We start from the raw sequence: 9,238 nt of genomic DNA, 5'->3' as shown, positions 1-9,238 counted from the left end.
CCAGGCACCTACTCACGTGAGTAGGTGCCTGGCCTGTTTCGTTTGCGTGTCTATCTGCGTGACTACCGCTCCGGATCCCGCTTGAAGATGCCGTCCATGACCACGGCGCCGGTCTGGATCACGGGGCGGATCTGCTTGCGGTAGACCTCCTCGGTCACGGCCGTACCGGAGTGGCCAACAAGTCGAGAGATCTCCTCCAGGGGCACCCCTCGGTCCGAGAGCAGCGACACGAAGCTGTGCCGGAGCTCCCGCGGCGTCCACTCGTCAGCGTTGACTCCCTCGGCATCCTTGAGCGCCTGGCGAAAGGCCCGCCGCACGTTCGTCGCGTCGAGCGGCTTGCCCACAGCCGACGAGAAGACCAGCCCGTGTTCATCCCACTCGTCACCAGCGGCAAGCCGCTCCCAGCCCTGGTCCTCGAAGTGCTGCCAAAGGGCATCGACGCAACGCGCCGGCAGGGCGAGCGTGCGACGAGACTTCTTGGTCTTCGTGTCCCCACCGCGCCGGACCGAGCGCCACACGGCGATGTGCGGCGGCTGTGGCGGGTCGGCGTCCGGCTTTCCCTTGAGAAATACGTGGTCCCAGGTCAGCGCCCGCAGCTCCTCTGTCCGTGCGCCGGTCAGCAGGGCGACGACGATGTACGCGTGCATCGAGCTCCCCTCGGCCGCCCTCAGCACCGCTTCGGCCTGGGCGAAGGCGAGCGCCTTGGACGGGCGCCCCGGCTGCCCCTGAGGTACCGAGCAGAGCTCAACGACATTGCGCTTCACCTTGTCCCGTGCCATGGCTCGTTTGACCGAGCGGTTCAGGCAGGAGTGGACTTCTTGCAGTGTGCGTGTGCTGAGGATCTTGGCCTTGACAGCCAGCCAACGGTCGACATCTTCCGCGCTGAGGTCTCGGAGCTTCCGGGCACCCAGTGCCGGGATCACGTGCTTCTGGCTCATGGTGGTGCACTTCTCAACCGTGCGTGGGTCGCGGCTAGCCAGGCCGTACGCAAGCCAATCGTTCACGGCGTCGCCGACTGTATAGCCCGTAGGCGCGATCGCCAGGCCATCCTCGTGGTCCCTCAAGACCTCCTTGAGCTTGTTCTTCGCCTCCGTCTTGGTCTTGCCACTCCCCCGCTTGACGATCCGTTTGCCGCTCGGATCGAAACCGAGGTTCGCCGTGGCGATCCACCGCCGTCTGTTCTCGTCCCAATGCAGCCCGCCATCACCACGGCTACGACGCTTGGTCATCAGGCACCCTCTCCGATCTGACCCGTGATGAAGGCACGCACCGCGTCCGTGGGGATACGACGGCAGCCGTCGACCTTGATGGACACCAGCTGTCGCGTCCGGATCAGGTCATAGACCTTGGTGCGACCGACCTTGAGCCGTTCCATGACCTCAGGGACGGTCATCAACTCAGGCGTAGCGGTGGTCATGCGGCAGCTCCTTCCAGGTCGAGCAGAGCGGGCAGTTCCTCGCGGGCGGTTTCGCGGTTGAGTTGGATGTCGCGGTGGATGTTGGCGGCGAGCCAGGATTCGCCGGGGGTGTGGCCGTGGCCGGCGTAGGTCCAGTGGGCGAGGGTGAGCGTGGTTGCCTCCGGGTCGTCGTCGGGGTCGGGCAGGCCGAGCGCGGCGCGTTGCTGGGCGGCGCGGTAGTCGGCGCGGACCTGGCGCAGGGCGCCGAGGGTGGTGGAGTAGCGGCGGGACTTGGTGGAGAAGTGGCCGCGGAAGCCGAGCATGTGGGCCCAGTCCCGTAACTTCCGCTCGGGGTAGAGCGCGTGCAGGTCGAGGCAGGCCTCGATGAGCCGGCACGGGTGGTCGGGCACCTCAAGCAGGACGAGGGCTTCCTTGTTGCCGATCCGGCGGTCCACGGTGCCGGTGGTCTCGGCGGCCTTGGTGGCGTACTTGGCGACGTAGGAGGCGACGGCCTGTTCGGTGATGTCTTCGCCGTTTGCGAAGGCGCCGATCGGCTGGACGTCGAGTTGCGTGCCCCACCGCAGCGTGCGAGCGGGCTGGTCACCGGCGGGTGGCACGTCGACGGCGACGCGGGCGGCTGCGGCGTGGATGGCGTCGGTGAGCAGGTCGAGGGTGGCCCAGGCCGGGGGCGGGGTGTCGGGTCCTTCGGGTCCGTCGAAGCGGATCACGGCGTGGAAGTGGACTGCGCCGCGCTTTTGGTACTCGGCGACCTTGCCGAAGGACAGTCGGGACTGTTCGTGGGCGGTTTTCTGGGTGAGCCCGGCCCGCTTCGCGATCTCACGGCGCAGGTAGATCGTGAAGTAGCGCCACAGGTCGGAGGCGTGATTGTTCCACAGCACGGCGCCCGCGTAGTCGTACGTATCCGGGTCCAGTGGGGTGCCGAGTTCGGGTGCGTCCTCGTCATGGCGGGTGCCGCAGGCGCAAGGCCGGTTGCCAGGGCGGTTGTGGACGGGGCCGAAGGAGGGGGCGGTGAAGGTGGCGAAGACGCGGGGGTGCTCGCGGACGGTGTGCGGGGTGCCTTTGTCGGGGTCTCCGGTGAGTCCGGCGCGGATGAGGTGGTAGGTGTCTCCGGCGTAGGTCCAGGCGCAGGCCGGGCAGCGCGAGGCCCGGCGGTTGCCGCATGCGATGCGGAGCATGCCGCCCGGTTCGTGCTCGGTCGTGTAGTGGTGCAGGACGGTGCCGGTTGACGGGTCGATCGTCTTGGTGGAGCCTGCGAGCCGGATCGGGTCGGCGCAGCCGCCGGTACGGCGGATCTGTTCTTGCCAGCGGTCGAAGTCGGCGGAGCCAGCCACCCTGAGCACGTCGGTGAGGGTGGCTGCATCCAGGCCCGCCGCGGTGGCGGTGTCGGTCACGCGGACACCTCCGGCGCGTCGGTGTTCAGGGCGTCCAGAGCGTCGGCGGCTTCGAGTGCTGCGGCAGCCAGGTTGCGCAGTGTCTCGGAGGTACCGGGCGTGGCGATCAGTGCGATTTCGACGAAGTCACCGCCGATGCGGAGGCTGACAAAGGGGTCGGTGCTGTCCGAGAACTCGGTGACGCGGAAGCGGGTGTCCGGCTCGATGTGGGCCGAGGTGGTGAGGCTCTTCACGTGGTCACCGCCGGGCCTGGGCGAGCAGGTGGGCGGGGGCGGTGTGGCCGGTGCCCTGGCAGGCGGGGCAGGTGACGTGGAGGGTGACGCGGGTGCCGTCGCGGTGCCGGGTGCCAGTGGTGATGGCCACGGCCGCGAAGCCGTCGCAGTCGCGGCATACGGGCGTGTTCGGGGCGTGCTGGAGCATGATGGGACTTCCCTTTCGGGTCTGTTGGATCTGGAAGTGGTTGCAGGCACCGGGGCGGCGGATCTTTGGCGAGAGAGCCGCCCCGGGGCCGTTCAGTGTTTGTGCAGGTCCTTGACGAGCGAGCGCAGGACGACCGCGCACAAGGCGACGGAGACGCCGGTGATGGCGACGGCCAGGAGCATGGAGACCAGGACTGCGCCGACGACGAGGACCACAGCACCGCCACCGGCAGCGAGCGCGAGCGCGCTGCCCGGGGTGAGCTGAACAGTGGGCCGGTTCGACGCCGGGGCGACCGGGACCGGACTTGTCTGCGAGGCGGGAACCAGGGGTGTCGCGGTGGATGGCTGCGGCAGTGTGGTGGGCGTGGGGGCGGTGTCCGGGGTCGGGTACTTCGGGGTGAACACGGGAGTTCTCCTCTCGGTCAGGCGTTGCAGCGGTGGGTGCGGGCGGCGAGTTCAGCGGCCGATCGGTCGCGGTGCTCGGTGGAGAAGCCGCAGCCGGGGGCGGTGCAGGCCGCGGTGTGCTTGGTCTGGCCACGGCCGTTGTTGTAGGTGCCGACCTTGACTGGCCCGATGTGCACCACCCGGTAGAAGCGATTCGGGCGCATGGGGCGGAGCCTCCTTCGGGATCAGGTGAGTTGGAGTTGGGCGGCGATTGCCTGGCAGGTCGAGGCGGGCAGACCAAGCCGGGCAGTGAGCGCATCGGCAGTGATCGGCTCGCCCGTCGTGCTCCGGTGCGCGTCGGCGATCGATCGGGCGTGGTCGAGCAGTGCTGACGGAACAGCCGGGGCAGACGCGGGCGGCTTGGGCGATGCTGCGGTCAGTTCCGCCGCCGGGACCGGGGCCGGAGCTGGTTGGGGTGTATCGGTGCGCTGCATCTCGACTTCCGGCACCGCTGGTTCAGGGTTCGTTGCCGGGTCCGGGGTGTTGGGGGCGGGGGCGTGGACGAGGAGGGTTCCGCCGAGGAAGGCGAGGGCAGGCCATCCGGCGACGAGGATGCGCAGCCAGGCCGGCACGTGGTCCATGTCGAGCAGGCCCGCGGTGGCGACGTTGGCGCCGAGCGAGGCGCACAGGGCGATCGCGAACCAGGTCCAGGAAGAGCGGTCCCGGCCGGTGCGCAGTCGGCGCCAGGCGGCGACCAACAGCAGGTCGACCGAGACCGGATAGGCCCACGCCTTCCACCCGGACTGTCCGGCAGCCGCAGCCAGATCATGCAGGTGCGCGAACGACAGGGCACCGGCGATCACGGCTTGGATCAGGACCGCATCGGGGCGGATCGAGCGGCTCACGGCAGATCACTCCTCTCAGTCCGTGACCGGCAGCGGCTTGACCAGGGACCCGGACGCCGGGGCGTCGGCGGGCACGCGTGGACGGAAGGGATCGAGGGCGGGGAAGTCGGGGACGAGGTGGGCGAACTCCCGGCACACCGCCATGGCTTCAGCGCGGGAGGTGTGCGGGGTGCGGATCTTCGCCCAGCCCCCCGAGGAATCCGCCGCAACCGCTGTTCCGGGGCGCTCTGCCGGTATGAGACCGGCGGCCAGGACCGCGTCCGGCGCCACGTCGGCGAGCCCCATTTCAGCGGTCTGCTTGTCGTTGACCCGGTGCACCACCCGGCCGGTGAGCTGGGCCCGCAGCATGGTCGCGCCCTTGCCCAGCTCGGAGCCGAAGCGCTGGCCGCAGATCTCCAGGTGGATGCCGACCGCGCGGGCCATCTGCGCGAGCCGGATCAAGGCGGTGACGATCCGCTCCCGCCGCTCCTCATCCTTGCGGGAGGCGATCAGGAACAGTTCCGCCACCTCATCGACCAGGACGATCACGGGCACCGGCCGCAGCGACTCGGGCAGGTCCCACACGTCGGAGACGCCGTGCAGGCTCAGCAGGTCGAAGCGGGACTCCATCTCCGCCACCAGCACATCCAGCAGGGACGCGGAGTCATCCGGTGTGGTGGCCAGGGCCGACAGGCGAGGCGCGTACGCGGACTGCTCGACACCGCGCTTGCAGTCGATCCCGACCAGCGCCACCGGCAACCGCGCCAAGCCCTTGATCAGATTCCGCTGGTAGACGGACTTTCCGGAGTTGTTGGCGCCCAGGGTCAGCGCCATGGGCACCTTGCGGTAGTCGCGGACGAACGCGGTCCCGTCCTCCCGCAAAGCCACCGGAACAGCCAGACCCTCCGGGCCTGCCCCGCGCGGCATCTGCACCCGCCGCAGCACGTCATAGCCCGTCATACGCAGCTCGACATACCCCGGCTTGGTCTCGGCGATGGTCACGGAGTGGACGCCCCACGCGTGCCGCAGCCGCTCGGAGGCCGCCACCAGGTCGGCCGGTTCCAGACCGGCGGGAAGCCGCAGGGTCACCCGCAACCCCGTCGACGTTCCGCGAACCCGGCGGACCTTCGGCGGGACCGGCAGCACCTCACGATGGGCCACGTTCTTCGTGAGGAACGCCCGCAGGCGCGACGGCTGCACCGTCAGCCCGCACACGTCCATCGTCGAGCGGTACGTGATCGTGAACCGGCCCCAGGTGACCGGCAGCCCGACCAGCGACCAGTACACGCGCGGAGCGCGTACCTTCGCGTAGCCGAGTCCGCCAGCCCCCGCTAAGGCTCCCGTGGCCTCCAGCCACATCGAGACGTCGGTCATCGTCAGACCGCCGACGTGACCGCGACAGCGCGGAACGAGATCCCGTGCCGCTTCTGCCCGTTGAACTCGTTCTCCCAATCACGGGCCTTCAGCCCGACGACCTTGACCGGTATGCCCGGCGCCAGGCCCTCGGGGAAACCCGTCTCGGGGATGGTGACCTGGTACAGGTTCCCCTCCCCCTCATCCGAGACCAGCAGACCCACAGTGGACAGACCCGCACCGGTCTCCCGGTCCACAGCCCGCTCACCGGTCTTCTGGTTGACCAGCTTCGGCACGGGCGCAGTCGCCACGAACACCACAGCGGTCGAAAGGTCGATCTTGAAAGACGGCATGAGCACATCCCTCGTTCCGGGAGGCCGCCCTATGCGACCTCTCTAGACATCTCCATTGGAGCGGAGATCTCTAGAGACGTCAAGTATAGAGATGTTCGAAGCGGAGGATTGTGGCTACACGCACCGAGCGGGTGCCCACACACATGGCCTAGGCTGTCTAGAGAAGAGAGGAGGGCCCCGGAATGACGAACCCCGATGACGATCGTCGGCCGAAGTACCAGCGGATCGCGGACGCTCTACGTGAGGCGATCCAGTCGGGCGAGTACGGTCCCGGTGACCGGCTTCCGGGAGAGAACGACCTGATGGCCGAGCACGGCGTGGCCCGCATGACGGCCCGCCAGGCCCTGGGCGTGCTCAAGGACGAAGGCGTCGCCGAAGCACGCAAGGGCGCGGGCGTGTTCGTACGAGACTTCCGACCCCTGCGACGCCGGGGCATCCAGCGACTGTCACAGGAGCAGTGGGGAAGTGGCCGCTCTATCTGGTCTGCCGACATCGAGAGCCGTGCACTAGTTGTGGATCAGGTGACGGTGTCCGAGGAGGCCGCTCCCGAGCGCGTCAGTCTGGTCCTCGATCTGGCCGAGGATGACAGCGTCTGCGTGAGGCGCCGGCGGTTCGTCCTGGACGGGAAGCCCGTCCTGCTCGCGACGAGCTACCTGCCCACGTCAGTGGTCGCAGGATCCGCAATCACTCAGGAAGACACGGGCCCCGGCGGAACGTACGCACGGCTTGCCGAACTCGGCTACAAGCCAGTGCACTTCCGCGAGGAGATCCGCTCGCGCATGCCCACGAAGCACGAAGCAGCGCAGCTGAGCATCTCCGCGGGCACGCCCGTCATCCTCATCTGCCGCACCGCATTCGCAGACGAAGGCCGCCCCGTCGAGATCAACGAGATGACGCTCGATGCCGCCTCCTACATCCTGGAGTACGACTTCGACGCGTGACCCCGCGCGAGCTGTTACAGGTTTCTCTACCTCATCAAGGCACCCGGCTGCGCTCCGCTTCGCCGGGCGCGCTACCCGGCGCCGCTCCGGGCGCCGCTCCTGCCTTCGGCCCGCTCCGCCCGCGCTGCGCCGTCGCGCGCCCACTGTGGATAGGGCCGGAGGCCATGAGTCGATCACCGCAGAGTGCGGCCCCGGTCAAGGCATTGCCTCCGGCGGGGGATCGGCCGGCACCGGGATGGAGGGGGCGCCATGGCCGACTGCGGGCCCGTAGTGGCGTGCGTTGAGTGCTCCCGTCCCGTCCACCGTCGACCCAGGCAGAGCCGAGCAGACGCGGCCCATGGCGTCCAGGTCGTTCGTACAGTGGCGCGCTCCACCTGGACGCCATGAACCACGCCCGCTCCACGGTGTGTGGGTCGACGGCGGACGGGACGGGAGCTGGGGAGGGTGGTGGGCTGAGGCTGCGAGCCCGTGCGCGGCCGGTATGACCGTTCCAGTAACGACCGATCCACATATAGCTATGGAACTGATCGTTGCCTGCCTGCGTCATGGCGTTCATGACACAGGGCGGGAGCACGATGGTTGAGGAGTTGACGTGGGGGGAGCTGCTTCTTACCTTCTTTCTCGTGGCGGCCGTCCCTACCGTCATCGGGGGGACAATCATCTTGTCCCTCGTCGGACTGACGATGTGGATGACAGCACCGTTGCGGCGACGTAGGCGGAACAGAACTACCCAGTGCTCCGGGGCGGATTGTCAAGACCGCCCCTCTGCGCTGACACCAACGGCTGACACCAACAAGCGCGAACAGCTGTGACCCAGGCCGCACCGCAGTGGACGATCAGGCCAGGCGCAGAGAGCGTTGGCCGCCGTTGCCGACACCGTGTGATCGACCTGATAAGGATGAGGCCAGAGCTCCAAACAACGGGGCGATGCACCCGACAAAGTGTGCGTCGCCTCCGTTGCTTGAGCTCGTCATCGAAGTGCCCCGCCCATTCCCCGATGTAATCGAAGCTGTCAGCCTGGAGTGCTAGAAACACCCGCATGGCGTACAGATTCACGGCGCAGCTTGCTTGCGGGTTCGATGATCCGGACCAAGACGACTGTGTGATGGCGGGAGTGGCCGAGTCGAACGACGAGGAGGGGTTCTCCTTGTTGTTCATGTGCGACTTCGGCGAGCCCGATGCGCAGGAAGTGTCCCTGGGCATGGACACACATTGTCTTGTCACACCCGACCAGGGGACTGCCTACGGCTGTGTACGCGAGGTGGAACTGGACGGCAATGTGCTGCGGGTGACATTGGATCCTTCGTCGTTGGACGCCCTCGGCTTGGCCGATCCCGTCGTCGAGGCCTTGCTCCATGCGCCAGCGGCGGACGTGGCACGCATGCGCGAAGTGCTGCCGCGCATCCTGACGTACGGGCGCCCAGATGCCCGCCCAAGACTGGTCGAGCTCTAGCGCGTACAGCAGCGGAGTACAGCAACCTCAGCAACCGCACCCAGCCGATAGTGCCCTCGAAGGGCCGAGTCACAACCGGTATGACCGCCAACGGCCGTTCCCCATAGAGCTACGGATCAGAAGGTCAGCGTGCCGGGCGAGCAGTCCCGCTTACTCAGGCGCCTGCTCGCCATGGCTGCGCAGAAGGTCCGCAGCAGCCAGGCGCATGTCCTGTTCGATGGCTGCACGCTCATCCGGCCAGTCTTCCCAGTTGCTCCACAGCCCGCAGAAAAGGTCGACCAGTTCGATCGCGGCATCCGTTCGTTCTAGGTGGCAGGCGCACCAGTAGATCTCATTGCTGGCCTCGTAGTGGGTCAGGGAGCCGCTCAACATCCCCCGCGCCGCATCGAACATTCGCTCCCACCAGGCGTCCGAGACCCCGGGAACGGGACGGCCCAGTTCAGCCATGGCTTGCACGAAGAGATCTCGGATGTCGGCTGGCGGGTCCCGTCGAGAGAGGCCTGCCAACTCGACCAATGCAGGGCTGTCCAGGCCATCAGCCACCGCCAGTGCAGCAATCATCGGCAGGTCCTCGGTGGCCTGCTCTCCGAGAGCCATGTTCACCGCTGCACGACCTAGGCGATCCATGGGGGCACGCTAGCGC

Annotated in this window: 13 protein-coding genes; 2 read left to right on the top strand and 11 right to left on the bottom strand. The window is 67.9% G+C overall.

The window, feature by feature from the left end:
* Positions 1-62 precede the first annotated feature (62 nt).
* The 10 genes from VXC91_RS39195 to VXC91_RS39150 all read right to left on the bottom strand — a co-directional run bounded on the left by VXC91_RS39195 (position 63) and on the right by VXC91_RS39150 (position 6,201).
* Positions 63-1,229 (bottom strand): site-specific integrase, encoded by a 1,167-nt coding sequence (locus tag VXC91_RS39195; protein ID WP_329512132.1) that lies wholly within the window; start codon positions 1,227-1,229, stop codon positions 63-65.
* A complete protein-coding gene (locus VXC91_RS39190) occupies positions 1,229-1,417 on the bottom strand; it encodes a helix-turn-helix domain-containing protein (protein ID WP_329512131.1) in 189 nt (62 codons plus the stop codon). Before VXC91_RS39190 ends, VXC91_RS39195 begins: the two co-directional genes overlap by 1 nt.
* The gene (gene repSA / locus VXC91_RS39185) at positions 1,414-2,808 is read right to left on the bottom strand and encodes a replication initiator protein RepSA (protein WP_329512130.1); all 1,395 of its coding nucleotides are present in this window, start codon (positions 2,806-2,808) and stop codon (positions 1,414-1,416) included. The genes VXC91_RS39190 and repSA overlap by 4 nt, the downstream gene beginning before the upstream one ends.
* On the bottom strand, positions 2,805-3,041 hold the full coding sequence (locus VXC91_RS39180; RefSeq protein WP_329512129.1) for a hypothetical protein: 237 nt from the start codon (positions 3,039-3,041) through the stop codon (positions 2,805-2,807). The genes repSA and VXC91_RS39180 overlap by 4 nt, the downstream gene beginning before the upstream one ends.
* A 4-nt stretch (positions 3,042-3,045) precedes the next feature.
* Positions 3,046-3,228, bottom strand: coding sequence for a hypothetical protein (locus tag VXC91_RS39175; RefSeq protein ID WP_329512128.1), 183 nt, complete (start codon positions 3,226-3,228; stop codon positions 3,046-3,048).
* A gap of 92 nt (positions 3,229-3,320) precedes the next feature.
* Entirely contained in the window at positions 3,321-3,632 is a 312-nt protein-coding gene (locus VXC91_RS39170) for a SpdD protein (RefSeq protein WP_329512127.1), read from the bottom strand.
* A 17-nt stretch (positions 3,633-3,649) separates the two neighbouring features.
* Positions 3,650-3,835 (bottom strand): mobile element transfer protein, encoded by a 186-nt coding sequence (locus tag VXC91_RS39165; RefSeq protein ID WP_329512126.1) that lies wholly within the window; start codon positions 3,833-3,835, stop codon positions 3,650-3,652.
* A gap of 21 nt (positions 3,836-3,856) precedes the next feature.
* Positions 3,857-4,516 (bottom strand): DUF2637 domain-containing protein, encoded by a 660-nt coding sequence (locus tag VXC91_RS39160; RefSeq protein ID WP_329512125.1) that lies wholly within the window; start codon positions 4,514-4,516, stop codon positions 3,857-3,859.
* Positions 4,517-4,531: 15 nt separating this feature from the next.
* Positions 4,532-5,869: an FtsK/SpoIIIE domain-containing protein gene (locus VXC91_RS39155; RefSeq protein ID WP_329512124.1), complete on the bottom strand. Its 1,338-nt coding sequence runs from the start codon at positions 5,867-5,869 to the stop codon at positions 4,532-4,534.
* 2 nt (positions 5,870-5,871) lie between these two features.
* On the bottom strand, positions 5,872-6,201 hold the full coding sequence (locus VXC91_RS39150; protein WP_329512123.1) for an SCO3933 family regulatory protein: 330 nt from the start codon (positions 6,199-6,201) through the stop codon (positions 5,872-5,874).
* A gap of 182 nt (positions 6,202-6,383) precedes the next feature.
* Between VXC91_RS39150 and VXC91_RS39145 the strand changes: the two genes are divergently transcribed.
* Both VXC91_RS39145 and VXC91_RS39140 read left to right on the top strand, forming a co-directional pair.
* The gene (locus VXC91_RS39145; RefSeq protein WP_329512122.1) at positions 6,384-7,142 is read left to right on the top strand and encodes a GntR family transcriptional regulator; all 759 of its coding nucleotides are present in this window, start codon (positions 6,384-6,386) and stop codon (positions 7,140-7,142) included.
* 1,039 nt (positions 7,143-8,181) lie between these two features.
* The gene (locus VXC91_RS39140; RefSeq protein ID WP_329512121.1) at positions 8,182-8,595 is read left to right on the top strand and encodes an Imm10 family immunity protein; all 414 of its coding nucleotides are present in this window, start codon (positions 8,182-8,184) and stop codon (positions 8,593-8,595) included.
* A gap of 150 nt (positions 8,596-8,745) precedes the next feature.
* Here VXC91_RS39140 and VXC91_RS39135 read toward each other — a convergent pair whose 3' ends face one another.
* A complete protein-coding gene (locus VXC91_RS39135) occupies positions 8,746-9,222 on the bottom strand; it encodes a hypothetical protein (protein WP_329512120.1) in 477 nt (158 codons plus the stop codon).
* Positions 9,223-9,238 lie beyond the last annotated feature (16 nt).

The organism is Streptomyces chiangmaiensis (assembly GCF_036281785.1).
GTDB lineage: Bacteria > Actinomycetota > Actinomycetes > Streptomycetales > Streptomycetaceae > Streptomyces > Streptomyces chiangmaiensis.
The sequence above is the reverse complement of the archived record's forward strand: the minus strand, read 5'-3'. Positions and strand labels throughout refer to the sequence as shown.

Coding starts and splice junctions, on each gene's coding strand:
- VXC91_RS39195 (WP_329512132.1), bottom strand. CDS start 1,229: ATGACCAAGCGTCGTAGCCGTGGTGATGGCGGGCTGCATTGGGACGAG.
- VXC91_RS39190 (WP_329512131.1), bottom strand. CDS start 1,417: ATGACCACCGCTACGCCTGAGTTGATGACCGTCCCTGAGGTCATGGAA.
- VXC91_RS39175 (WP_329512128.1), bottom strand. CDS start 3,228: ATGCTCCAGCACGCCCCGAACACGCCCGTATGCCGCGACTGCGACGGC.
- VXC91_RS39165 (WP_329512126.1), bottom strand. CDS start 3,835: ATGCGCCCGAATCGCTTCTACCGGGTGGTGCACATCGGGCCAGTCAAG.
- VXC91_RS39155 (WP_329512124.1), bottom strand. CDS start 5,869: ATGACCGACGTCTCGATGTGGCTGGAGGCCACGGGAGCCTTAGCGGGG.
- VXC91_RS39150 (WP_329512123.1), bottom strand. CDS start 6,201: ATGCCGTCTTTCAAGATCGACCTTTCGACCGCTGTGGTGTTCGTGGCG.
- VXC91_RS39145 (WP_329512122.1), top strand. CDS start 6,384: ATGACGAACCCCGATGACGATCGTCGGCCGAAGTACCAGCGGATCGCG.
- VXC91_RS39140 (WP_329512121.1), top strand. CDS start 8,182: ATGGCGTACAGATTCACGGCGCAGCTTGCTTGCGGGTTCGATGATCCG.
- VXC91_RS39135 (WP_329512120.1), bottom strand. CDS start 9,222: ATGGATCGCCTAGGTCGTGCAGCGGTGAACATGGCTCTCGGAGAGCAG.